The following is a 21,479-nucleotide window of genomic DNA, read 5'->3' on the forward strand; positions in this document are numbered from 1 at the left end:
TGCGACGGCGATGTGGTGGACCCGGTGGTCTCCGTACCGTTGCCGCATGATCGAGATCCAGAACCTCTCCAAGCGCTACGGCGAGAAGGTCGCCGTCGACGACGTGTCCTTCACGGTGCGCCCCGGCGTCGTCACCGGCTTCCTCGGTCCGAACGGCGCGGGCAAGTCCACCACGATGCGCGCCGTCGTCGGACTCGACCGGCCGACCTCGGGCACCGCCCACGTCGACGGACGCCCCTACCGCGAGCTGCGCGACCCGCTGCGTCGCGTCGGCGCACTGCTCGAGGCCAAGGCGGTCCACAAGGGACGCAGCGCCTTCGACCACCTGTCGGCGCTCGCCGCGACGCACCGGATCCCGACGGCCCGGGTGCACGAGGTCATCGGGATGACCGGTCTCGAGAACGTCGCGAAGAAGCGCGTCGGCGGGTTCTCGCTCGGCATGGGGCAGCGGCTCGGGATCGCGGCGGCACTGCTCGGTGATCCGCAGACGCTGATCCTCGACGAGCCGGTCAACGGCCTCGACCCCGAGGGCGTCGTGTGGGTGCGTCGGCTCGCCCGCAGCCTGGCCGCCGAGGGACGTGCGGTGTTCATCTCGAGCCACCTGATGAGCGAGATGGCCCTGACCGCCGACCGCATCGTCGTGATGGGTCGCGGCCGGATGCTCGCGGACACGGACATCGCGGACCTGGTCGCCGCCGCCACGGAGCGGTCAGTCACCGTGCGGACGCCGGAGCCCGAGCGGCTCCTCGACGCGATCGCCGGACCGGACGTCACCATCGGCTACGAGAGCGACGGGTCGCTGCAGGTCCGTGGCCTCGGCGCCGAGCAGATCGGCGAGGCAGCCGGTGCCGCGGGCATCGTCCTGCACCAGCTGGCCACCACCGAGGCGAGCCTGGAGCAGGCCTACCTCGAACTCACGCACGACCAGGTCGAGTACCGATCGGAGGTGGCCCGATGAGCGCGGTCACGAGCGACACCCTGCCCCGGCACGACGGAGCCGGCAGCCACACGTCCGGCGTCCACTTCTCCGGCGTCCTGCGCTCGGAGTGGATCAAGCTCCGCTCGCTGCGGTCGACGGCGTGGAGCTTCCTGCTGGTGCTCGTCCTGCCGATCGGCATCGGTGTGCTCCTGGCGTCCTTCGCGGACAACGGCGGTCAGGGGCTCTCGGGTGACGCGGCTCGGAACGCCCTCGTCCTCTACAGCACGAGCGGCACGATGCTCTCGTCGCTGATCGTCGCGGTGATCGGCGCCCTCGTCGTCACCGGCGAGTACGGCACCGGCATGATCCGCTCGTCGTTCGCGGCGGTCCCACGGCGGTCGGTCGCACTGGCGGCGAAGGCGATCGTCCTCGCCGTGGCCGTCTTCGTCACGAGTGCCGTGAGCGTCTGGGCCACCGCGTTCACCACCCTGCCGATCGCGGCGGGGCGGAACGTCGAGGCGTCGCTGGACGCGAGCGTCGCGATGCCGCTGCTCGGCGCCTCGGTCTACCTGACGCTCATCGCGCTGCTCGCCTTCGCGGTCGGTGTGGTCCTGCGTTCCACAGCCGGCGCGATCGCCGGGGTCCTCGGCCTGATGCTGGTCGCCCCGGTCGTCGTGCAGCTGGTGCAGTCGTTCACCGGAGCGGACTGGCTCGGCACGCTGACCAACCTGCTGCCGCAGAACGCCGGGCAGCCGCTCATGCAGTTCGGCACCGAGGTGACGTCGGGGTGGCACGACGGCGTCCTAGCCTTGGGGGGATGGAGCGGATTCGCGGTACTGCTGGCCTGGGTGGTCGTCGCCTCGGTGACGGCGCTCGCCCTGGTCGAGAAGCGGGACGCGTGACCCCTGCCGACCTCGCCCCCGGTGCCGTCCAGGACGGTGCCGGGGGCATCGCCCTGCCCGACGCACCCGGCCGGCTCCGGCGGTTCTGGGCACGCCACCCGGTCATGACCGACGCGCTGCTCATGGTCTTCTGGGGTGCGATCGAGGTCGTCGTCGCGTTCCGGAGTGCGTGGCAGGTCGACGGGAGCCCCGCCGCGCGGGTCACGGTCGTCGTCCTCGTGGTCATCGCCGTCTCCGGCATCCCGCTCCGGCGCACACACCCCGCGGTGACGGCGGTGCTCGGGCTCGCGTCCGTCGTCGCGATGACGTGGACGGAAGCGGGGTACTCGCCGGTGCTCTTCACCGTGTACGCCGCGACCGTGTGGTGGTCGCGTGCCGCCGGGTGGTGGACGGGCGCGGTCGCCGTCGTGCTGGCGGCGGGGGCGACGGCGCTGCGCGTCTTCGTGGTCGCGCCGGGGTCCGGAGGACTCGCGGACGTCCTGTACCCGCAGCCCACGACGTTCCTGCTGGCAGCGGTCCTGATCGGGGTCAACGTGTCGAACCGCCGTCGCTACACGCAGGCGCTCATCGACCGCGCGCACCAGCTGGCCCGGGAGCGTGACCAGCAGGCGCAGCTCGCCACTGCCGCGGAGCGGGCCCGGATCGCGCGGGAGATGCACGACATCGTGTCGCACTCGCTCACGGTGATGGTGCGGCTGGCCGAGGGCGCGGCGGCCGGGTCGGCAGCCGGTGCACCCACCGGTTCGGCGGGGTCCGCTGCCGCTGCCATGCGCGGTGTCGCCGACGTCGGCCGTGGCGCGATGGGCGACATGCGCCGCATGCTCGGGGTGCTCGGAGGCGACGGCGAACCCGCGCTCGCGCCGCAACCGGGCATCCACGACGTCCCGCAGCTCGTCGACCGGTTCCGCGCGCTGGGCACCCCCGTCGCCCTCGAACGCATCGGCGTCGTCCCCGACGACGATGCCCTGCAGCTCGCCGTGTACCGGGTCGTGCAGGAGGGCCTCACCAACACCGCCCGGCACGCGCAGCGCGTCCGATCCGTCGACGTCCGCGTGGCAGCGTCCGCCACCGAGGTCACCGTGGTCGTCACCGACGACGGACGGACAGGAGGCCCGACTCGGCCGGGCGGATCGGCCCACGCCCCAGCGGGGTCGGGTCGAGGGCTCATCGGGATCGACGAGCGCATCCGCGCGCTGGGTGGGCAGGTGCGCGCGGGCTCCCGCGACGGCACCGACGGTTGGCAGATCCGGGCGACGATCCCGGTCAGGACGGAGGACCGGTGATCCGCGTGGCGATCGTCGACGACCAGCAGCTCATCCGGACGGGGTTCCGACTGCTGCTCGAGGCACAGTCCGACATCGAGGTCGTCGGCGAAGCCGGCTACGGCGGTGCGGGAGTTCGGCTCGTGCGTGCTCTGCGTCCGGATGTCGTGCTCATGGACGTCCGGATGCCCCACGTCGACGGCGTCACGGCGACGGCCGCGATCGTCGAGCAGGTCCCCGAGACCCGGGTGCTCGTGCTGACGACCTTCGACCTGGACGAGTACGCGTTCGGTGGCCTGCGTGCCGGGGCGAGCGGGTTCCTGCTCAAGGACGTCAGCGCCGCGCAGCTCCTCGACGCTGTCCGGTCCGTGGCAGCGGGCGAGGCCGCGGTCTCACCGCGGGTGACGCAGCGGATGCTCGAGCTCTTCGGCTCCGTGCTGCCGGACGACCGGCCGGCGGGTCCGGACCCGCTGGAGCCCCTGACCCCGCGGGAGCGCGAGGTGCTGCTCGCGATGGCCCGCGGGTTGTCGAACCCCGAGATCGCCGCACACCTGGTGACGAGCGAGTCCACGGTCAAGACCCACGTCGGGCGGGTGCTCGGCAAACTGGGCCTGCGCGACCGGGTGCATGCGGTGATCTTCGCCTACGAGCACGGTCTCGTGCCGCGGTCCTGACGGGGCGCCGATCGCGTGGCGGCGCTCAGCTGCGGGGTGCGCGCGAGAAGAAGAGGGTGATCGCGCCGAGGGCGATGGACGCGACGATCAGCACCCAGGCGAGCACGGGGATCAAGCCGTCCCACGGTGTGAACAGGAGCACGATGCCGATCACCAGCACGACGGCGGCGGCGATCAGCACGAGGCGGTGCGGTCTTGCCGGGTGGGTTCTGGTCACACGTGCACCGTACGCGTCGGGACTGCGGACGGGCGCAGTCGCGCGCCGCTAGCCTGGCCGCAGTGACACGTTCTCCCGCTCTGTGACGCAGAGCCCATCCAGCGACACCGGTTCGCTCCTCGGACGAGGGGTGGTGATCTCGTGCGCCCGGAACGGGGACTCCCGACGGAGTTCCCCAGCACCCCGGCGCCCTGTCGAGACCACTCCAGAGAGACCGTTCGTCCATGTCATCGTCTTCTTCTTCATCCTCTCCTTCTTCTCCCGCCGACCGCTCGGGGCTCCGCGCTTCGTGCGGTGACTGCTTCGCCCTCTGCTGCACCGCCTTCGGGTTCCAGCGGTCCAGCGACTTCCCGATCGACAAGGCCTCAGGGACTCCGTGCCGCAACCTGGCCGACGACTTCTCCTGCACGATCCACCAGGCCCTCCGTCCACGGGGGTTCACCGGATGCACCACCTTCGACTGCTTCGGGGCCGGCCAGTACGTCTCGCAGGTCCTGTTCGACGGCACGAGCTGGGTCGACGAACCCGACTCGAAGCCCGAGATGTTCCGGGCCTTCGCCGTCGCCCGGCAGCTCCACGAGATGCTCTGGTACCTGGCCGAGGCGGTGTCCCGATCGACCGTTCTGGGGTCTGCGGAAGCACCGACCGTGCTCGGGCGCCGCATTCAGCAGGTCCTCGACGGCGAGCTGGCCGACGTCATCGCGGTGGACGTCGAGTCGCTCCGGTTCGACGTTCGTTCCGTCCTGATCGACGTCAGCGCCGAGGCTCGAGGTGGGTACCCCGCCGCCGGTGAGGCGGTCGGTGACCTGCACCCGTCGGCTGACCTGGCCGGCCGCGACCTGCGATCTCGCGTCCGGGTCGGCGCCGATCTGCGCGGTGCGGTCCTGATCGCCGCGGACCTGCGGGGAGGCGACCTGTCTGGCGTGGACCTGCTCGGGGCGGACCTGCGCGATGCCCGGCTCGGGGGAGCGGACCTGTCGAACGCGCTGTTCCTCACCCAGCCGCAGGTGAACGCCGCCCAGGGTGACGCATCCACGGTGCTGCCCGACGACCTGGACCGCCCGTCACACTGGTCGCTCCGGTGATCCGGTGATCCGGTGATCCGGGTCAGGGCAGGACGATGACCTTGCCGACGATCCTCCCGGCTGCGCCCTCGGCGTGCAGTGCGGGCAGATCGGCGAGCGGGATGCGCCGCGTGACCTCGACCGTCAGGGCCCCGGCGTCCACGAGCGCGACGAGCTCCGTCAGGCGTTCGCGGTTCGGCAGGACGAACACAGTCGCTGCACGAACGCCTCGCGACTCGTCACCCGGCGTGGCCATGAACGCCGTCGTGCTCACGACGACCCCGCCGTCACGGACCGCTGCGACGTCCGCCGCGAACTGCTCGGGCTCGATCGGCGCCAGGTTGAGCAGCACGTCGACCTGACCGTCGAGGGCGTCGAGCAGGTCGACGTCGGTGTGGTCGATGACCTGGTCGGCACCGGCCGCGCGCACGGCATCGGCACTGCGGGGGCTGGCGGTCGCGATGACGTGTGCTCCGGCGCGCTTGGCGAGCTGGACGGCGTACTTGCCGACGACCCCGCCGGCACCCAAGACAAGCAGACGCTGCCCGGCGGTGAGCCGGCCGTCGTCGAACAGGGCCTGCCATGCCGTCAGCGCGACGGACGGCAGCGCGGCTGCGTCGGCGAGCGGGACGCTCGTCGGCGCTGCGACCACGGCGTCCGCCGGCGCGACGACGTACTCGGCTGCCCCGCCGTCGCGGTCCATCGGCAGGAACGCGATGACCGCGTCGTCCACGGTCAACCCGGTCACCCCCTCGCCGATCGCGTCGACCGTGCCGGAGACGTCGTAGCCGGGGACGTGCGGCAGCTGGATCGGGATCGGCAGGAAGCCAGCCCGCATGCCGTTGTCCGCAGCGTTGTACGCGGAGGCCGCGACGCGGAGTCGCACCTGACCCGCTGCCGGGGTCGGCTGCTCGACCTCGCCGAACTGGAGGACCTCGGGTCCGCCGACTTCGTGGAACTGCACTGCCTTCATGGTGATGCCCTCTCGTAGTTGCTTCGAATTCGAAGCGCCTGTCGGAGACGCTAGCACTGCTTCGAACTCGAAGCAACAGGTAGGATGGCTCCATGAGCGACACCCCAACTGCACTGACCCCGACACAGCTCAGCGCCTACTTCGCGCTGACCGAGGTGAGTGCACTCCTGCGCCCCGCGGTCGAGAAGCAGCTCCGCGACGTCGGCGGGTTGAGCACCGTGCAGTTCCAGCTCCTGGCGCGGTTGGGGGACGCTCCGGAGGGGCACCTGCGCATGACGGACCTTGCCGACGGTGTCGTGTACAGCCGCAGCGGGCTGACCTACCAGGCGCAACTGCTCGAACAGCGCGGGCTCGTCACGAGGTCCCCGTCGCCGGACGACGAGCGCAGCACCGTCGTCGCGATCACCGACGCGGGGCGCGAGGTCCTTGCCGAGGTGTTCCCCGGCCACATCGGCACCGTGCACGGACTCCTGTTCGCACCGATCACGGACGACGACGCGACCGACCTCGGCCGGATCCTCGGACGCATCAGCGAACACCTGCGAGCGAACCCACCGCGGTCGGCGTCGCGACGATCCGTGAAGGGGGCGTCCGCGTGACCGTCGGAGCGCGCGCTGCTCGGTGGATCATCGTCGGCTCGGTCGTCGTCGGACTGGCGCTCACCGTCTACGCGACGTCGTACTGGCTGTTCCCGACGTCGTTCCAACTCCAGGAGCGGTTGCCCGACGGATCGATCAACCCGCGCACGTGGGCCGACCTGCTCGTCTCGTACGTCCTCGCGCTCGGGTGCTTCGCGGTCGCCGGATGGGTGGGCGTGCAGCGGCTCCGCGCTCGCCGCCGCTGAGGCGTCAGCTGCGCGTGCGTGACCGTCGCCGCGACACGGTGTCGACGACAAGTGTGGCGACCCCGAGCGCGATCCCGATCAGGCCGAGCAGGTAACCGAACAGCATCAGGATGCCGCCGCCGATGTTCGCACCGCCCCCGGTGTCGTTCGCGAGCGACCACCCACCGATCCCGACCGACAGGAAGGCGCCCAACAGGAACACCGTGCACATCACGTGCAGGACCCTCGTGCTCTGGGAGGTCATGGCGGCTCGCTTCCGTGGGTGGACCGGTACCGGATGGTAGCGCGACCTGCGAGGGTGGAGCGATGACCCTCGAGATGCTCTGGGAACGTGCCGATCCCGCCCAGGTGCTGCGGAGCCGCTTCGGGTTCACGGACGTCGCCGCTGCCGAGGACTGGGTCATCCGGACGCTCGACCGGTGGTGGAACGTGCACATCGTCGTGTGCGAGCGCATCGTGATGAGTGACCACAACGCGCTCGCCTGGGTGTCGACCGCTGACGGCCGGATGCTCCTGAAGTGGTCCATCGCACCGGAGGGGTTCGAGCGCTTGGCGTTCGCGACGGACCTCACGACGTGGCTCGCGGAGCGCGGCCTGCCCGTTTCCGCCCCGGTGCCGACGCCCGACGGACGGGTGCAGGTCGAGGACGACGGGGTCTCGATGGGGCTCCAGCGCGTCATCGACGGAACACTGCTGGACGTCCGTGAACCGGCAGAGGTCCGCGCCGCCGGTGCGACGCTCGCCCGCTTCCACGACGCCCTGCGCGACAGCCCCGATCGGGCGCGCGCGGCCGGTGTACGCCCGCCGCCGACCCCGCTCGTGCAGCAGGTCGAGGACTGGCTCGACGGTGGGCCGACGCACGTGCTGGACCGCGCCCGGGTGGCACTGCGACGGCTGCTTGCGGCCGCGCCGTCCGACGACCTGCCGGTCCAGATCGTGCACGGCGACTACCGGGCGGCGAACGTCTTGTTCGCCGACTCGGACGTCGTCGCCGTCATCGACTTCGAGGACCTGCGCCTCGACCACCGCATCGTCGAGCTGGCACGCTCGGCCGTCCTGCTCGGGACGCTCTTCCACGACTGGGGCCCGGTCCCCGCGGCCGTCCACCGGCAGCTGCTCGACGGCTACCGCTCGGTGAGCGCGCTCACTGCCGACGAGCTCGCGTGGTGGGACGTCCTGGTGCTCTGGAACACGATGCTGTTCGTCCCGCCGGGGGATGACCCCACCGGGTGGGGTGCTGCTGCCGAGGCGCTCGCCGGTTAGCGGCCGAAGCGCTTCGCCGCCCGGGCGACGGCCACGAGCGCGGCGACCCCGAGTGCGATCCCGGCGATACCGACGACCATGCCACCCATGTACATGAACCCCGCGGCGAAGTTCACGCCAGTGCCGTCCGGGGTGAGGATCGTCCAGACGGAACCACCGGCGGTGAGCAGGAAGCCCAGACCGAGGAAGACGATCGCGAGGGTGACGATCGAGCGGATGTGGTGCATGGCTCGAACCTACCGAACCCGCACCGGTGGCAGAGTGGCGTGATGGGGAGCATCCGGAACATCTCGGTCGGGCTGCCGGTCAAGGACGGCCACGTGCTGCTGTCCGAGTCGTTCGACAGCGTGCGGGACCTCCGCTTCCACCGTGCAGTCGGCGGCGGCATCGAGTTCGGCGAGACCGCGGTCCAGGCGCTCCGCCGGGAGTTCCGCGAGGAGCTCGACGTCGCCCTCGACGACGTCCGGCTGCTCGGTGTCCTCGAGAACCTGTTCGAGTACGAGGGGCAGCCCGGACACGAGTACGTCCACGTGTTCGCCGTCCGGTCGGCAGAGCTGGACGCGGTGCCGCTCGACGCTGAACTCGTGGTGCTGGACGAGGGCAGCCCGGTGCGCTGGGCGCCCGTCGACACGGACGTCCCGGTGTTCCCGGACGGCGTGCTCGAACTGCTCGCAGGCACCGTCCCGGCGACGCAAGGTGACCACTCGACCCGCTGACGTCACGATCCCGTCACGACGGGCGCATTCCCAGCGGACACGGCGGTGTTCCGCGGCGAAGTCCCGGCGACCGCCCGAGAACGGCTGGGACGCTCCCGAACTACCGCGCCAGATCGGTGCGGTGATGCACCACGGGGGATCCAGAGCGATGACGATGAGACGTGCAGGGGGAGCCGCGCTCGGCTTCGTGGGCGGCAGTGTGCTCGCCGGGTTGATGATCGGGGTCGGCGTGACGCCGATGATCGCGGTCGCCGGGGTGAGCACGACGTCGGCGATCGGGGTGTTCGAATCGCTGCCGGAGCACATCGAGATCGGGGATCTGCCGCAGCGCAACCAGGTCTGGGCCTACCGCGGTGGCGAACCGGTGCACCTGGCGAACGTGTGGGCGCAGGACCGGCAGGAGCTGTCGTTCGACCAGATCAGCGACCAGCTGAAGCACGCCGCGGTCGACGGTGAGGACAAGCGGTTCTACGAGACCGGTGGTGTGGACGCGACGTCGATGGTCCGCTCCCTGGTGAGCGTCGCCGCGTCGCAGGGCGAGGGCGGTTCGGGTGGCTCGACGCTCACGATGCAGCTCGTCCGCAACATCAAGATCCAGCGGGCGAGCGAGCTGCCGACGCTCGAGGAGCAGGAGGCCGGGTACAAGGAGGCGACGAAGCGGTCGCCGCAGCGGAAGCTCGCCGAGATGAAGCTCGCGATCGGCCTGGCGAAGAAGTACACCAAGGAGCAGATCCTGACGGCGTACCTGAACATCGCGTACTTCGGCGACCAGACCTACGGTGTGCAGTCGGCCGCGCAGCACTACTACGGCAAGTCCGCCACCGACCTGACCCCGGCCGAAGCGGCATCGCTCATCGCGATCGTGCAGTGGCCGGAGCGCCGCGACCTGTCCACGCCGGACCACTACCGCGACAACGCTGCGCGGCGGAACGTGATCCTCCGCTCGATGCACGAGCAGGGGCACCTGACGACCGACGAGTACCGCACGGCACGGCTGTCGCGGCTGGCCGACTCCGTCCGGATCACCGCACCGCAGCAGGGGTGCGAGGCCGTCGAGACCGGGGCGGAGTTCTTCTGCGACTACGCCAAGCGCGTCGCCGAACGTCTGCCGCAGCTCGGCGCGACGAAGCAGCAGCGCGCCGATGCTTGGCGGACGGGTGGGTACCGCATCCAGACGACGCTCGATCTCGACCTGAACGCGAAGCAGAAGGAACTGCTCGACCGGTACGACCCGAAGACCGAGACCCGGTTGGCGCTGGGCGCGACGCTGAACACCGTCGAGGCGGGCACCGGCCGGGTGCTCACGATGGCGCAGAACACCGACTACGACCGGTCGGAGCAGGCGCCACCGACGGCGACGTCGCTGAACTACGCCGTCGACCAGGCCGACGGAGATTCGACGGGCTTCCAGACCGGCTCGACCTACAAGATGTTCACCCTGCTGGCGTGGCTCGAAGCCGGCCGCAGCCCGGACACGGTCGTGAACGGCACCCCGCACCCGCAGAGCACGTGGACGGCGTGCGGCGAGCAGACGACGGCCTTCTGGCAGCCGAAGAACGACTCGCCCGGCCAGAAGGGGCCGTACTCGGTCCGCTCGGCCACGGCCCAGTCCGTGAACGCCGCCTACCAGTCGATGGCGGCGCAGCTCGACCTGTGCGACATCCGGGACGTCGCGAAGCGCCTCGGTGTGCACCTGGCCGCCGGCGGCGAGCTGCCGTGGAACCCCGCGTCGCTGCTCGGTACCGAGAGCATCGCGCCGCTGACGATGGCGGCGGCGTACGCGGGCGTCGCGAACGGTGGTCGGTACTGCGCGCCGGTCGTCATCGACCAGGTGACCGCACCGGACGGCACGGAGCTCGGCGGGCAGCCGCGCACCTGCTCGCAGGCCGTCTCGCCGCAGACTGCGGCGACGGCGTTCGAGGTCATGCAGGGCGCGTTCCGAGGCGGCACGGCGAGCGGCGGCCAGACCCCGGACGGCACCACGCTGTTCGGCAAGACCGGGACGGCCGACGCCGCCGACCAGGTGTGGTTGGTCGGCGGGAGCTCGCGTGCTGTGACCGCGTACTGGCAGGGCAACACCGACGGCGGGAAGCACAACCTGCGGTACTACTCGAACGGTCAGGGCGGCACCTACGCGGGGTCCCGCGCAGCGGTCTGGCGCGATGCGCAGACCGCTGTGAACGCCGCCTTGCCGGCGGGCTGACGACAGCAGCGGGTCACGTGCACGAGACGCACCATAGGACAGACGGGAGGCCCGTCGCCAGCTGGCAACGGGCCTCCCGTCCGATCGTTGGTTGCGTCCTAGGACAGCTTCTTGCTGTCCTCGAGCCAGCCCGCCAGCTCCGTCATGTAGCCGGCCTGCGAGGCGTAGTCGAGCGCCGGGAAGGTGAAGCTGTGCGCCTGGCCGGCCTCGAGCGCCGCGTTGTCGGCGAAGGTCGGCTGCTTCTCGAGGTCCGCGACCTGGTAGCCCTGCTGCGACAGCAGCAGCACGTCGGCCTTGATCTGGCCCGCGTTCTCCCACGAGTAGATGCCCCAGTAGAAGCCCTTCGGCTTCGGGTTCACGAAGTCGACGCCGAACGACGAGTACATCTGCAGCAGCGGCTCGTCGGTCGGGCGGGTGACGTAGGCGCCGTCACCGTCGGCGTACATGGAGACGACCGACAGGTCCTGCTCCTTCGCGACCTTCTCGAGCTCGTCACCGGCGGTGTCGAAGCGCTTCTCGGCGGCCTCGATCGTCGACTCCTTCGCACCGAGCGACTCGCTCAGGTCGGCGATCTTCTCGATGACGTCCTCGCCCTTGCCGCCCCACTTGACCTGGACGACCGGCGCGATGGCCTCGATCTGCTTCTCCTGCTCGTTGTCCTTGAAGCCGTAGCCGGGCTGCGTGTCGTCGAGCGTGCCCTTCTCGTCGGTCGGGTAGACCGAGGTCACGACGAGGTCGGGCTTCAGCGCGGCGAGCTTCTCGAGGTCGACGTCGCCGTACCCGGTGCCGAGCTGCGTGATGCCGTCGGTGTCCAGGTCGTCGAAGCGGGCGTCCTTCGCCATGGTCAGCTGGCCGAAGGTGCCGACCGGCTTCAGGCCGTACTCGATGAACGAGATCGCGATGTCGTTCAGCACGACGACGCGCTTCGGCGTGTGGTCGACCTTGACGGTCGTGCCGGTGGCGTCCTCGTAGGACCAGGCCTTCGATGCCGCGGTGTCACCGTCGGAGTCGTTCGAGTCGGTGCTCGAGCAGCCGGCGAGGAGGAGGGCCGAGACGGCCACGGAGGTCAGGAGAGTGGCTCGGAGGGAGCCGCGTCGGGAGAGCTTCACGTTAGGAGAGGCTAACCTAAGTGCGTGGCACCCGCCAGTTCGACGTCCGGTTCGGCATGCGGCGCCGGGTCGTGCTCGTCGGCCTCGGGCACGATCATCGGGGCACCGGTCACGGGGTCCGGGAACACGCGCGCGTGCAGCCCGAAGGCGTGCTCGAGCAACGCGGGGGTCAGTACCTCGTGCGGTGCGCCGTCGGCAGCGACGCCGCCGTCGTGCAGGACGACGAGCCGGTCGGAGAACCGGGCCGCGAGCGACAGGTCGTGCAGGACCATCACGATGGTGGAGTCCTGCTCGCGGTTGAGCCGGCGCACCAGGCGCAGGACCTCGAGCTGGTGCGCGAGGTCCAGGTAGGTCGTCGGTTCGTCGAGCAGCAACGTGTCGGCCTGCTGCGCCACCACCAGGGCGATCCATGCACGCTGTCGCTGGCCACCCGACAGGCTCGCGACGTCGCGGTGGGCGACGTCGGTCAGCCCGGTCGCCGCGATGGCCTGCTCCGCCACGTCGGCGTCGTCCGCGGTCCAGGGCTTCGCCCACGACTGGTGCGGGTTGCGGCCGCGCATCACGAGGTCGAGCACGCTCGTGCCCGCAGGAGCGACGGGGGACTGCGGCAGGATCGCGAGCTTCCGCGCGACCTGGCGGTTCGGTTCCTTGCGGATCGGGGCACCGTCGAGCAGGACCTCGCCGGACTGCGGCTTCAGCACGCGCCCGAAGGCCTTGAGCAGGGTCGACTTGCCGCAGCCGTTCGCGCCGAGGAACGTCGTCACGGTGCCGCGCTCGATGCGCAGGTCGAGATCGGTCAGCACGGGGTGCCGGTCGTAGCCGACGGACAGGCCGCGGGCTTCGAGGACCGGTGTGGACGGGGGTGTCGACGGGGGAGTCATCGGGACATCTCCTTGCGGTGACGGATGAGGAGCCAGATCAGGTAGGGGGCACCGATCACGGTCGTGATGATGCCGACGGGCACCTGCCACGGGAACGCCGATCGGGACAGCAGGTCCGCGGCGAGGACGAGCGCTGCGCCGAGCAGACCGGCGAGCAGCAGGGGCGGACGGTTCGTGCCGGCCAGCCGGAGTCCGACCTGCGGTACCACGAACGCGACGAAACCGACCGGTCCCGCAGCGGCGACGGCGGCGGCGGTGAGCACGACGGCCAGGGCGATCACGAGCAGGCGGTGCCGCTGGACGGCGAGCCCCACCCCGGTCGCGACCTCGTCACCGAGCTGTCCGATGCCGAGCGCCGCACTCGTCGCCAGGGCGATCGGCACCGCGACCGCGGCGACGATGAGGAGTGGCCAGACGCTCGACCACGAGGTGCTCGACAGGCTGCCGACGAGCCATTGCGACGCCGCGGTCGCGATGGTGATCTTGGCGCGGACGAGCAGGTAGCTCGTCACGGCGTCGAGGGTCGCGCTCACGCCGATGCCGACGAGGATGAGCCGGTAGCTCTGCACCCCGCCGCGCCAGCCGAGCCCGTAGACGACGGCGGCGGCGACGAGCGCACCGATCGTCGCGGCCACCGGGATCCCGCCGCTGAGCACGATCGAGGACACCGAGTAGGTGCCCCCGCCGAGCACGATGGCCGCCACGGCGCCGACACTCGCGCCCGAGGTCACGCCGATGATGTCCGGGGTGCCCAGGGGGTTCCGCGTGAAGGTCTGGGTCAGTGCGCCGGCGATGCCGAGGGTCAGCCCGACGAGCGCTCCGGTGAGGACACGGGGCAGCCGGAGTGTGGTGATGATGAAGCCGTCCGGGCCGGTCTCGAGCCCGACCAAGGAGCGGAGCACGATGCCCGGGGCGATCCAGGTCGAGCCGATCGCCACACCGAGGACGACGAGCACCAGGACCAGACCGAGCGAGGCCACCGTGTACCAGAACACCCGCGGGCGCCAGGCGAGGCCGATCGGACCGATGCGGACACCGGAACGGCCGGGCGCGCGGACCGCAGCGCCCGTCACAGGGACACCAGCGATCGGCGACGGGCGACGGCGACGAACACGGGGCCGCCGATGACGGCCAGGACGATGCCGACCTCGACCTCCGAGAACCCGCCGATCAGGCGTCCGACGACGTCGGCGAGCAGCACGAGCGCCGCTCCGACGAGCCCGGAGACCGGCAGGGTCCACCGGTGCCCGGTGCCGACGAGGGCTCGGGCGACGTGCGGCACGGTCAGGCCGACGAAGCCGATCGGCCCGGCGGCGGCGGTCGCACCGGCTGCGAGCAACGTGATGGCCCCGAGCCCGACGAGCCGCGCGACGAGCACGTTCTCGCCCAGGCCCTTGGCCAGGTCCGAGCCGAGCCCGAGTGCATCGAGTGCCCGGACGTTCAGGATCGCGAGCACCAGCCCGGCGACCAGGAACGGCCACACTGCCCCGAGGATGTCGAGTTGGCGTGCGGCGAGGGAACCGACGACCCACAGCCGGTAGGCGTCGAGCGAGTCCTGGTCGGTCAGGACGACGAACGAGGTCAACGCGCCCAACAGGGCTGAAACGGCAGCGCCCGCGAGGGCGAGGGGGACCGGGCTCGCCGTCCCGCTGCCCGCGATCGTCACCGAGAACACCACGACGCTCGCGACCAGCGCACCGCCGAGGGCGAACCACACCGTCGCGCCGGTGCTCGTGACCCCGAACACGTAGACGCCGAGGACGACGGCGAGCCCGGCACCCGACGAGACCCCGAACAGTCCGGGGTCGGCGAGCGGGTTGCGCGTGTGTCCCTGCATCAGGAGCCCCGCGATCCCCAGGGCCGCACCGACCGCGGCACCGATGAGCGTGCGCGGGACCCGGGAGCCCCAGACGATCGCCTCATCGGTGGTCGACCCGGTCCGGAACAGGCCGTCGAGCACCCGGTCGACGCCGATCCGGTTGCTGCCGAGGAGCATGCTCGCGACCGCCACCAGGACCAGCACGACGACCAGTCCGGCGATCACCAGGACGCGGCGACGGACGGCGGTGCGGTGGACACCGAGGGCTGCTGACGCATCGGCGGTGCGGGCCTCCGAGACGGAAGCCAGGGCGGGGGAGGGGGCTGGCACGGAGAACATCTTAGGTTAGCCTTGCCTCATGGCGAAGACTCCGCGGCTCCTGCCCGAGAATCCCCGGCTCTTCCGTGCCCGGGTCCTGCGCACCGAGCGCACGACGCCGTCGATGCAGCGTGTCACCGTCACCGGCGACGACCTGCACGAGTTCCCGTTCCTCGGCTTCGACCACTGGTTCCGCTTGTTCACCGGGCGTCCGGACCAGGACGCGTTCCGGATGCCGGACCTCGACGGCAAGAAGTGGTGGCCGACGTTCCTGGCCATCCCCGAGGACGTCCGTCCGCACTGCGCGAACTACACCGTCGCCGCGTTCCGCCCGATGCCCGACGGCACCGCCGAGATGGACATCGACTTCGTCGTGCACACCGACGCTGACGGCGAGCCCGAGGGCCGTGCCGCGATCTGGGCCTGCGGCGCCCGCCCAGGCGACCAGCTGGCGATGCTCGACCAGGGCTGCATCTTCGACTGCCCGGACGACACCAGCGAGATCGTGATCGCGGCCGAGGAGACCGGCCTGCCCGGCGTGCTCGGCATCGCCGCATCGCTGCCCCGGAACGCCGTCGGACGCATCATCCAAGAGGTCCCCACCGCCCGCGACGTCCGCGAGATCGACGCACCGGCCGGGGTCGCGGTCACGTGGATCGTCCGCGACGAGGTCGACCACCACGCCGTCCCGGGCCGCGCCGCGCTCGCCGAACTGCAGCGGCACGTGCCCGTCGACGACCGCGGGTACGCCTTCGTGGTCGGCGAGTCGACCCTCGCCACCGAGGGCCGCCGGCACCTGCACCGTGCGGGTCTGCCGAAGGCGCGCATCACGTTCTCGGGCTTCTGGAAGCACGAGGCCAAGGAGTCCGTCTCCGCCTGAGCGGTGCCCGTTCCTTCCCATGACGCGTGCGATGCCTGGTGCTTCCGGGCGTACCGTCACGGAACTTCTCACCAGGTACGCCCGTTTCCGCCAGGTACGCCCGGAACGCGACCAACACGACGGACGGGAGGCCCGGTGCCAGCTGGCACCGGGCCTCCCGTCCGTCGTGGGGTTGCGTCAGCCCTTGAGGCCGGAACCCGTCACGCCCTCCACGATCTGCCGCTGGAAGATCAGGTAGAGGATGATCAGCGGCAACGCCGCCAGGATCGCTCCGGCCTGGATGTCCGCGTAGCGCTGACCGAAGCTGCCCTGGACCGTGGCGAGCCCGACCGGGATCGTCATGAGGTCCGGGTTCGACAGCACGAACAGCGGCAGCAGCAGGTTGTTCCAGACACCGACGAAGGTCAGGATCGTCACCGCGGCGATCACCGGACGCGACAGCGGCAGGATGACCGACCAGTAGATCTTCCAGATGTTGGCACCGTCGATGCGAGCCGCTTCCTCCAGCTCCTTCGGGATCCCGTCGAAGAACTGCTTGAAGATGAACACCGCGATCACGGCGGGCACCTGCGGGAAGATGACCGACCAGTAGGTGTTCAGCAGGCCGACGGCGTTGAGCTCCTGGAAGATCGGGATGATCAGGACCTGCGTCGGGATCATGATCCCGAGGATGATGAGCAGGAACGCGATGTTCCGACCGCGGAACACCAGGCGGGACAGCGCGAACGCCGCCATCGAGGCGAACATGACCGTCAGGACGGCCGTGATCACGCTCGTGATGGCGCTGGCGAGGTACCAGTTCCAGATGTCGCCGGCCTGGAACAGTGCCGCGTAGGAGTGCAGCGTCGGGTTCCAGTTCGACAGGATCGAGTTCGCGCCGAGGGCGGCGACGCCGTTGTCGGACAGCGACGTCTTCAGGGCGAACAGGCTGGGGATGAGCCAGATGACCGCGAAGACGATCAGGATGATCCCGGCGACCAGGTTGAAGCCCTTGCCGGAGACGCCGATCTTGGCGGCGTTCGCGGGAGCGGCGGCCGAGACGCCGGTGCGGAGCTTGGCGCGGCCGGTGGTGATGCTCTCGGTGGCGGTCATGTCAGGCCCCGATCTCTCGCTTGGCGGCAGCGCGCTCGACGAGCTGCCGGATGACCGCGATCGCGACGATCACGATGAACAGGAGCACCGACGCTGCCGAGGCGGCACCGAGTCGGTTGTCGGTGAAGCCGACGCCCGTGATGAGCTGCAGCGAGACCTGGGTGGAGATGCCCGGTCCGCCGTTCGTCATCAGGTACACCTGGTCGAAGATCTTCAGGCTCGCGATGATCTGCAACAGGATGACCAGCGTCGTGGTGCGGCCGAGCAGCGGCAGCGTGATCGACTTGATCTGCTGCCAGTTCGACGCACCGTCGACGGCGGCCGCCTCGTACAGTTCGCGCGGGATCTCCTGCAGGCCGGCCAGGTAGAGCACGAAGTTGAAGCCGAGGGTCCACCAGACGGTGGCGATCGCGACACCGATCATCGCGGTGTTCGGGCTGGACAGCATGCCGGAGCCCGGGGTGAGGCCGATCGCCGACTGCATGCTCGCCCACAGGCCGGTCGCCGGCGTGAAGATGAACACCCAGATGAGCGAGATCGTCGCCGACGGCAGGATGAAGGGCAGGAAGAATGCCAGTCGGAAGAACCACTGGCCACGGTTCATCCGGTTCGTCAGCACGGCGAAGACGAACGCCAGGATGACGAGCGGCGGCGTCGTGTACAGCGTGAACTGCAGCGTGTGCCAGAGCGACGACCAGAAGTCGGAGCGTCCGAGCATCTCGGCGTAGTTCGCGAACCCGGCGAAGCTGCCGAGCCCCGTGCGGACGGTCGAGGTGTTGAAGAAGCTCGAGACGATCATCCAGACCGTCGGGCCGAGCAGGAAGGCCGCGTAGAACAGGCCGAACGGGGCGAGGAAGAGCCAGCCGCTGCGGCCCTGGCCGCGAGTGAGGCTGGTGCCGTAGGTGCGGTTCCGGCGCGGACGCGACGCGGTGGCCGCGTCCGTGGGCCGGTCGAGGACAGGTGCTGTGGTCACGTCATCGTGCCTTTCGCGCGGTGTTCACGGCGATCGCGTGGGTCGTGTGCCCGGAGCGTACGAGCCGGGCGGTCGTGTGCCCGGAGCGTACGAGCCGGGCGGTCGTGTGCCCGGTCACAGCGGGCTCGGGGTGTTCAGGTAGGTCGCGAGCTGCGACTTGATGGCACTGAGCGCCTGTGCGGGCGACGAGCTGCCCTGCTGCACGAGTGCCAGCTGGGCGCCGACGGTGCCCTCGAAGGTCGAGCCGGAGCCGCCGTACCAGGCGGGGTCGTCGAACACGGCGGTCTCGGCTGCGGCCGCGTAGTTCGACTGTGGCTTGAGCTCCTTGTAGGCGCTGCTGTCGAAGGTCGGGATGTAGGCGGGGACGTGCCCACCCTCGGCCCAGGTCAGGCTCTGCTCGAGCATCTGCTTGATGAAGAGCATGTGCTGCTTGCGCTGCTCCGGCGTCCGGTCCTTCTTCGGCAGCACGAAGGTGTGCGAGTCCGCCTGCGTCGCGGGCTTGTCGTAGAGCTGGGGGATCGGGGCCATGCCGAACTTCAGTCCCTTGATGGACTGCGCCGTGCTGATCTCCCACTCGCCCTGCATGAAGAAGCCGGCCTTGCCGTCGAACATCAGGGACTGCGCCGTGGCGTAGTCGAGCGCCTTGTTCATCCAGCCCTGCTTGACCCACTTCTGGGTGCGGCTGGTGACCTCGTTGTAGGCATCCTCGTTGACGGTGAGCTTCGCGCCGCCGTCGCTGATGAAGGGTGTCGCGTCGTTGATCTGGTTGTACATCGTCCAGAAGAAGCGCCACGGGGTGGCGGTCTCCGGCACGACGTTGGCGACGTTGAGCGCGGTGCCGCCGGTGACCTTCGCGACCGCGGCGAGGGCGCTCTCGAACGTGTCCATGCCGGACAGGTCCTTGAGGTTGCCGTCGCTGTCGAGCAGGCCCGCCTTCTTGCACACGTCAACGTTGTAGAAGAGCACGAAGGGGTGGGTGTCGAGCGGGATGGCGATGTTGTTGCCGTCGGTCTTCTGCGCCGTCCACGCCTTCTGGTTGAAGTCGGCGGCACTGAGGCCGACGCTCGCCAGGTCCTCGGACGTGATCGGGTCGAGCAGGTCGCCGTCCCACAGTGGCTTCGCGCGGGTCAGGTGGGCGACCGCGACGTCCGGCGGCTTGTTCCCGACGGTGGCCAGTGTCAGCTTCGAGTAGTACGGGTTGCCCCAGGCGAACGTGGTGGCCTGCAGCGAGCTCGATCCGCCGTGCTGCTTCGCGTAGCCGTCCTCCATCGCCTGCATGCGGAGGCCGTCACCGCCGCCGAAGAGGTTCCAGAAGACGAGCGTCTCGGGGTTGAGCGCACTGCCGGCCAGGCCGGCTGCGATCGGGCTCGAGCACGCGGCGAGCGGCAGCACCGTCGCGGCGGCCGCTCCTGCGGCGAGGAAGCCGCGGCGCGAGAGGCGCGACGCGGGTGTTGCTGGGCGGTTCGGCATGGCATCACTCCATCGGGATGGGCCGGGCTCGGGAGCAGGGTCGGTGCTCCCGCCGGAGCATCGCTGCTCCGTTCGCGGAACACTGCTGCTCCGTGCACGAGAGCCGTGGGTCGGTGCTCCGTGAGCGCTCACATTAGCGCTCGCGAAGATCATCCGCCACCCCTTTCGCGTCGCCGTGGAACCCGGTAGCGTTTCAGTCAGGTGAGCGCTCACTTTCGTGACGGTCCGCTTCGCTACCCCTGGCGCCGGACCGAGCACGCGCACCGCACGACCCGCAGTACCCGCTCTCGCACGATCGAAGGAGATCCATGCCCCGCACACACCTCGTCCTCGACGCCGCGTTCACCGTGGGGCCGGTGCGACGTCGCCTGTTCGGCGGGTTCGTCGAGCACCTCGGCCGCCACGTCTACGACGGCATCCACGAGCCCGCGCACGAGACCGCTGACGAGCACGGCTTCCGGAAGGACGTCGTCGAGCTCGTCAAGGAACTCGGCGTCTCCGCCATCCGCTACCCCGGCGGCAACTTCGTCTCCGGCTACAAGTGGGAGGACGGCGTCGGCCCCGTCGAGCAGCGCCCGAAGCGCCTCGACCTGGCCTGGCACTCGACCGAGACCAACGAGGTCGGCCTGCACGAGTTCCAGCACTGGCTCGACCAGGTCGGTTCGGAGCTCATGCTCGCCGTGAACCTCGGCACGCGCGGCACCGCCGAGGCGATCGAGCTGCTCGAGTACGCGAACATCGACGCCGGCACCGCACTGTCCGAGTACCGCAAGTCCAACGGCCGCCAGGAGCCCTTCGCCATCAAGATGTGGTGCCTCGGCAACGAGATGGACGGCCCGTGGCAGCTCGGCCACAAGAACGCCGAGGACTACGGCAAGCTCGCCGCCATGACCGCGAAGGCCATGCGCCAGATCCAGCCCGACCTCGAGCTGGTCGCCTGCGGTTCGTCCGGAGCGTCGATGCCGACGTTCGGCGAGTGGGAGCGCACCGTCCTCGAGCACACCTACGACGACGTGGACTACATCTCCGCGCACGCCTACTACGAAGAGGACAACGACCTGCCGTCGTTCCTCGCCGCCGGCGTCAACATGGACCACTTCATCAAGACGGTCACCACCGCTGCCGACCACGTGCAGGCGCAGAAGAAGTCCGACAAGCGCATCGACATCTCGTTCGACGAGTGGAACGTCTGGTCGATCACGAAGTGGAACGAGCAGCAGAAGACCTTCGGGCCGCAGGACTGGCCGGTCGCCCCACGCCTGCTCGAGGACGTCTACACCGTCGCCGACGCCGTCGTCGTGGGTGGACTGCTCATCTCGCTGCTCCGCCACGCGGACCGCGTCGCCTCGGCCTCGCTCGCGCAGCTCGTCAACGTCATCGGCCCGATCATGACCGAGCCCGGCGGCCCGGCCTGGCGCCAGACGACGTTCTTCCCGTTCTCGCTGACGTCGCGCCTGGCGAACGGTACGTCGCTGCAGGTCAAGGCCTCGGGTGACACCGTCGACGGCGGCAAGTACGGCGAGGTGCCGGTCGTGGACTCGGCCGCCACCGTGACCGAGGACGGCAAGGCAGCGGTCTTCCTGATCAACCGCCACCCGTCCGAGTCGACCACCATCACGATCGACCTCGCGGGCCTGGCGGCCTCGGGCGACGTCCGTGCCGAGGGCGTCTGGGACGACGACATCCACGCCGTGAACGACCTCTCGTCCACCGAGCGCGTCGGGCTCCGCACGAACGAGACGGTCAGCCGCGACGGTGACACCATCACGATCGAGCTGCCGCCCGTGTCCTGGACCGCCGTGTCGATCGGCTGAGACGCCTCGGCGTTCGCTGCGGCGGGCGTCGAGTGAGCACAGAGGACGTCGGGCGCTCGCGCCCGACGTCCTCTGCTCGTTCCCGC

General features: G+C 70.2%; 23 protein-coding genes. 12 read left to right on the forward strand and 11 right to left on the reverse strand.

Features of this window, described 5'->3' with window-relative positions:
- The first annotated feature begins 46 nt into the window (after positions 1 to 46).
- From EDF53_RS01345 to EDF53_RS01360, 4 genes are read left to right on the forward strand one after another with little or no spacing between them, the layout of a single operon-like run.
- Positions 47 to 958, forward strand: coding sequence for an ABC transporter ATP-binding protein (locus EDF53_RS01345; protein WP_123291897.1), 912 nt, complete (start codon positions 47 to 49; stop codon positions 956 to 958).
- Complete coding sequence (locus tag EDF53_RS01350) at positions 955 to 1,821, forward strand: ABC transporter permease subunit (protein ID WP_123291898.1); 867 nt, start codon at positions 955 to 957, stop codon at positions 1,819 to 1,821. Before EDF53_RS01345 ends, EDF53_RS01350 begins: the two co-directional genes overlap by 4 nt.
- On the forward strand, positions 1,818 to 3,104 hold the full coding sequence (locus EDF53_RS01355) for a sensor histidine kinase (protein WP_185020894.1): 1,287 nt from the start codon (positions 1,818 to 1,820) through the stop codon (positions 3,102 to 3,104). The genes EDF53_RS01350 and EDF53_RS01355 overlap by 4 nt, the downstream gene beginning before the upstream one ends.
- The gene (locus EDF53_RS01360) at positions 3,101 to 3,757 is read left to right on the forward strand and encodes a response regulator transcription factor (RefSeq protein WP_123291900.1); all 657 of its coding nucleotides are present in this window, start codon (positions 3,101 to 3,103) and stop codon (positions 3,755 to 3,757) included. Before EDF53_RS01355 ends, EDF53_RS01360 begins: the two co-directional genes overlap by 4 nt.
- A 25-nt stretch (positions 3,758 to 3,782) precedes the next feature.
- Here EDF53_RS01360 and EDF53_RS18915 read toward each other — a convergent pair whose 3' ends face one another.
- Entirely contained in the window at positions 3,783 to 3,974 is a 192-nt protein-coding gene (locus EDF53_RS18915; RefSeq protein ID WP_146249808.1) for a hypothetical protein, read from the reverse strand.
- A 224-nt stretch (positions 3,975 to 4,198) separates the two neighbouring features.
- On the opposite strand from EDF53_RS18915, the gene EDF53_RS01365 reads away from it, so the two are divergent.
- The gene (locus EDF53_RS01365) at positions 4,199 to 5,059 is read left to right on the forward strand and encodes a pentapeptide repeat-containing protein (protein WP_123291901.1); all 861 of its coding nucleotides are present in this window, start codon (positions 4,199 to 4,201) and stop codon (positions 5,057 to 5,059) included.
- 22 nt (positions 5,060 to 5,081) lie between these two features.
- On the opposite strand, the gene EDF53_RS01370 is transcribed toward EDF53_RS01365, so the two are convergent.
- The gene (locus tag EDF53_RS01370; protein ID WP_185020895.1) at positions 5,082 to 6,011 is read right to left on the reverse strand and encodes an NADP-dependent oxidoreductase; all 930 of its coding nucleotides are present in this window, start codon (positions 6,009 to 6,011) and stop codon (positions 5,082 to 5,084) included.
- A 92-nt stretch (positions 6,012 to 6,103) separates the two neighbouring features.
- On the opposite strand from EDF53_RS01370, the gene EDF53_RS01375 reads away from it, so the two are divergent.
- Positions 6,104 to 6,610, forward strand: coding sequence for a MarR family winged helix-turn-helix transcriptional regulator (locus tag EDF53_RS01375; RefSeq protein ID WP_123291902.1), 507 nt, complete (start codon positions 6,104 to 6,106; stop codon positions 6,608 to 6,610).
- Positions 6,607 to 6,855: a hypothetical protein gene (locus EDF53_RS01380; RefSeq protein ID WP_123291903.1), complete on the forward strand. Its 249-nt coding sequence runs from the start codon at positions 6,607 to 6,609 to the stop codon at positions 6,853 to 6,855. Before EDF53_RS01375 ends, EDF53_RS01380 begins: the two co-directional genes overlap by 4 nt.
- 4 nt (positions 6,856 to 6,859) lie before the next feature.
- Here the strand turns inward: EDF53_RS01380 and EDF53_RS01385 are convergent, their stop codons facing one another.
- A complete protein-coding gene (locus EDF53_RS01385) occupies positions 6,860 to 7,099 on the reverse strand; it encodes a hypothetical protein (RefSeq protein ID WP_123291904.1) in 240 nt (79 codons plus the stop codon).
- A 62-nt stretch (positions 7,100 to 7,161) separates the two neighbouring features.
- Here EDF53_RS01385 and EDF53_RS01390 point away from each other — a divergent pair, with 62 nt between their 5' ends.
- Positions 7,162 to 8,118 (forward strand): phosphotransferase, encoded by a 957-nt coding sequence (locus EDF53_RS01390; protein ID WP_123291905.1) that lies wholly within the window; start codon positions 7,162 to 7,164, stop codon positions 8,116 to 8,118.
- Here EDF53_RS01390 and EDF53_RS01395 read toward each other — a convergent pair.
- Positions 8,115 to 8,345, reverse strand: a complete 231-nt coding sequence (locus EDF53_RS01395) for a hypothetical protein (RefSeq protein ID WP_123291906.1) — start codon at positions 8,343 to 8,345, stop codon at positions 8,115 to 8,117. The genes EDF53_RS01390 and EDF53_RS01395 overlap by 4 nt on opposite strands.
- A gap of 42 nt (positions 8,346 to 8,387) precedes the next feature.
- Here EDF53_RS01395 and EDF53_RS01400 point away from each other — a divergent pair, with 42 nt between their 5' ends.
- Together EDF53_RS01400 and EDF53_RS01405 are read left to right on the forward strand one after the other, a co-directional pair.
- Positions 8,388 to 8,834 (forward strand): NUDIX hydrolase, encoded by a 447-nt coding sequence (locus tag EDF53_RS01400; RefSeq protein ID WP_123291907.1) that lies wholly within the window; start codon positions 8,388 to 8,390, stop codon positions 8,832 to 8,834.
- A 148-nt stretch (positions 8,835 to 8,982) separates the two neighbouring features.
- Entirely contained in the window at positions 8,983 to 11,037 is a 2,055-nt protein-coding gene (locus EDF53_RS01405; protein ID WP_260215154.1) for a transglycosylase domain-containing protein, read from the forward strand.
- A gap of 98 nt (positions 11,038 to 11,135) precedes the next feature.
- Here EDF53_RS01405 and EDF53_RS01410 read toward each other — a convergent pair whose 3' ends face one another.
- Genes EDF53_RS01410 through EDF53_RS01425 form a run of 4 tightly spaced genes read right to left on the reverse strand, consistent with a single transcriptional unit; the run spans position 11,136 to position 15,176 of the window.
- Positions 11,136 to 12,146: an ABC transporter substrate-binding protein gene (locus EDF53_RS01410; protein WP_148058243.1), complete on the reverse strand. Its 1,011-nt coding sequence runs from the start codon at positions 12,144 to 12,146 to the stop codon at positions 11,136 to 11,138.
- Between the two features lie 11 nt (positions 12,147 to 12,157).
- Positions 12,158 to 13,027: an ABC transporter ATP-binding protein gene (locus EDF53_RS01415; RefSeq protein WP_123291910.1), complete on the reverse strand. Its 870-nt coding sequence runs from the start codon at positions 13,025 to 13,027 to the stop codon at positions 12,158 to 12,160.
- Positions 13,024 to 14,100 (reverse strand): iron ABC transporter permease, encoded by a 1,077-nt coding sequence (locus tag EDF53_RS01420; protein ID WP_260215155.1) that lies wholly within the window; start codon positions 14,098 to 14,100, stop codon positions 13,024 to 13,026. The genes EDF53_RS01415 and EDF53_RS01420 overlap by 4 nt, the downstream gene beginning before the upstream one ends.
- Positions 14,097 to 15,176, reverse strand: coding sequence for an iron ABC transporter permease (locus tag EDF53_RS01425; RefSeq protein ID WP_235035880.1), 1,080 nt, complete (start codon positions 15,174 to 15,176; stop codon positions 14,097 to 14,099). The genes EDF53_RS01420 and EDF53_RS01425 overlap by 4 nt, the downstream gene beginning before the upstream one ends.
- A 28-nt stretch (positions 15,177 to 15,204) precedes the next feature.
- Between EDF53_RS01425 and EDF53_RS01430 the strand changes: the two genes are divergently transcribed.
- Positions 15,205 to 16,044, forward strand: coding sequence for a siderophore-interacting protein (locus EDF53_RS01430; protein ID WP_123291912.1), 840 nt, complete (start codon positions 15,205 to 15,207; stop codon positions 16,042 to 16,044).
- 177 nt (positions 16,045 to 16,221) lie between these two features.
- Here EDF53_RS01430 and EDF53_RS01435 read toward each other — a convergent pair whose 3' ends face one another.
- The 3 genes from EDF53_RS01435 to EDF53_RS01445 all read right to left on the reverse strand — a co-directional run bounded on the left by EDF53_RS01435 (position 16,222) and on the right by EDF53_RS01445 (position 19,579).
- Positions 16,222 to 17,136, reverse strand: a complete 915-nt coding sequence (locus EDF53_RS01435; protein ID WP_123291913.1) for a carbohydrate ABC transporter permease — start codon at positions 17,134 to 17,136, stop codon at positions 16,222 to 16,224.
- A 1-nt stretch (position 17,137) separates the two neighbouring features.
- A complete protein-coding gene (locus EDF53_RS01440; RefSeq protein ID WP_111086244.1) occupies positions 17,138 to 18,109 on the reverse strand; it encodes a carbohydrate ABC transporter permease in 972 nt (323 codons plus the stop codon).
- A 114-nt stretch (positions 18,110 to 18,223) separates the two neighbouring features.
- On the reverse strand, positions 18,224 to 19,579 hold the full coding sequence (locus tag EDF53_RS01445) for an extracellular solute-binding protein (protein WP_111086245.1): 1,356 nt from the start codon (positions 19,577 to 19,579) through the stop codon (positions 18,224 to 18,226).
- A gap of 308 nt (positions 19,580 to 19,887) precedes the next feature.
- Between EDF53_RS01445 and EDF53_RS01450 the strand changes: the two genes are divergently transcribed.
- A complete protein-coding gene (locus EDF53_RS01450) occupies positions 19,888 to 21,393 on the forward strand; it encodes an alpha-N-arabinofuranosidase (RefSeq protein WP_123291914.1) in 1,506 nt (501 codons plus the stop codon).
- Positions 21,394 to 21,479 lie beyond the last annotated feature (86 nt).

Source organism: Curtobacterium sp. PhB78 (assembly GCF_003751685.1).
In the GTDB taxonomy this organism is placed as follows: Bacteria; Actinomycetota; Actinomycetes; order Actinomycetales; family Microbacteriaceae; genus Curtobacterium.

Excerpts from the sequence above, each read along its gene's own strand:
- EDF53_RS01345 (WP_123291897.1), top strand. The coding sequence starts at position 47 with ATGATCGAGATCCAGAACCTCTCCAAGCGCTACGGCGAGAAGGTCGCC.
- EDF53_RS01350 (WP_123291898.1), top strand. The coding sequence starts at position 955 with ATGAGCGCGGTCACGAGCGACACCCTGCCCCGGCACGACGGAGCCGGC.
- EDF53_RS01365 (WP_123291901.1), top strand. The coding sequence starts at position 4,199 with ATGTCATCGTCTTCTTCTTCATCCTCTCCTTCTTCTCCCGCCGACCGC.
- EDF53_RS01370 (WP_185020895.1), bottom strand. The coding sequence starts at position 6,011 with ATGAAGGCAGTGCAGTTCCACGAAGTCGGCGGACCCGAGGTCCTCCAG.
- EDF53_RS01375 (WP_123291902.1), top strand. The coding sequence starts at position 6,104 with ATGAGCGACACCCCAACTGCACTGACCCCGACACAGCTCAGCGCCTAC.
- EDF53_RS01385 (WP_123291904.1), bottom strand. The coding sequence starts at position 7,099 with ATGACCTCCCAGAGCACGAGGGTCCTGCACGTGATGTGCACGGTGTTC.
- EDF53_RS01390 (WP_123291905.1), top strand. The coding sequence starts at position 7,162 with ATGACCCTCGAGATGCTCTGGGAACGTGCCGATCCCGCCCAGGTGCTG.
- EDF53_RS01395 (WP_123291906.1), bottom strand. The coding sequence starts at position 8,345 with ATGCACCACATCCGCTCGATCGTCACCCTCGCGATCGTCTTCCTCGGT.
- EDF53_RS01400 (WP_123291907.1), top strand. The coding sequence starts at position 8,388 with ATGGGGAGCATCCGGAACATCTCGGTCGGGCTGCCGGTCAAGGACGGC.
- EDF53_RS01405 (WP_260215154.1), top strand. The coding sequence starts at position 8,983 with ATGACGATGAGACGTGCAGGGGGAGCCGCGCTCGGCTTCGTGGGCGGC.
- EDF53_RS01415 (WP_123291910.1), bottom strand. The coding sequence starts at position 13,027 with ATGACTCCCCCGTCGACACCCCCGTCCACACCGGTCCTCGAAGCCCGC.
- EDF53_RS01430 (WP_123291912.1), top strand. The coding sequence starts at position 15,205 with ATGGCGAAGACTCCGCGGCTCCTGCCCGAGAATCCCCGGCTCTTCCGT.
- EDF53_RS01435 (WP_123291913.1), bottom strand. The coding sequence starts at position 17,136 with ATGACCGCCACCGAGAGCATCACCACCGGCCGCGCCAAGCTCCGCACC.
- EDF53_RS01445 (WP_111086245.1), bottom strand. The coding sequence starts at position 19,579 with ATGCCGAACCGCCCAGCAACACCCGCGTCGCGCCTCTCGCGCCGCGGC.
- EDF53_RS01450 (WP_123291914.1), top strand. The coding sequence starts at position 19,888 with ATGCCCCGCACACACCTCGTCCTCGACGCCGCGTTCACCGTGGGGCCG.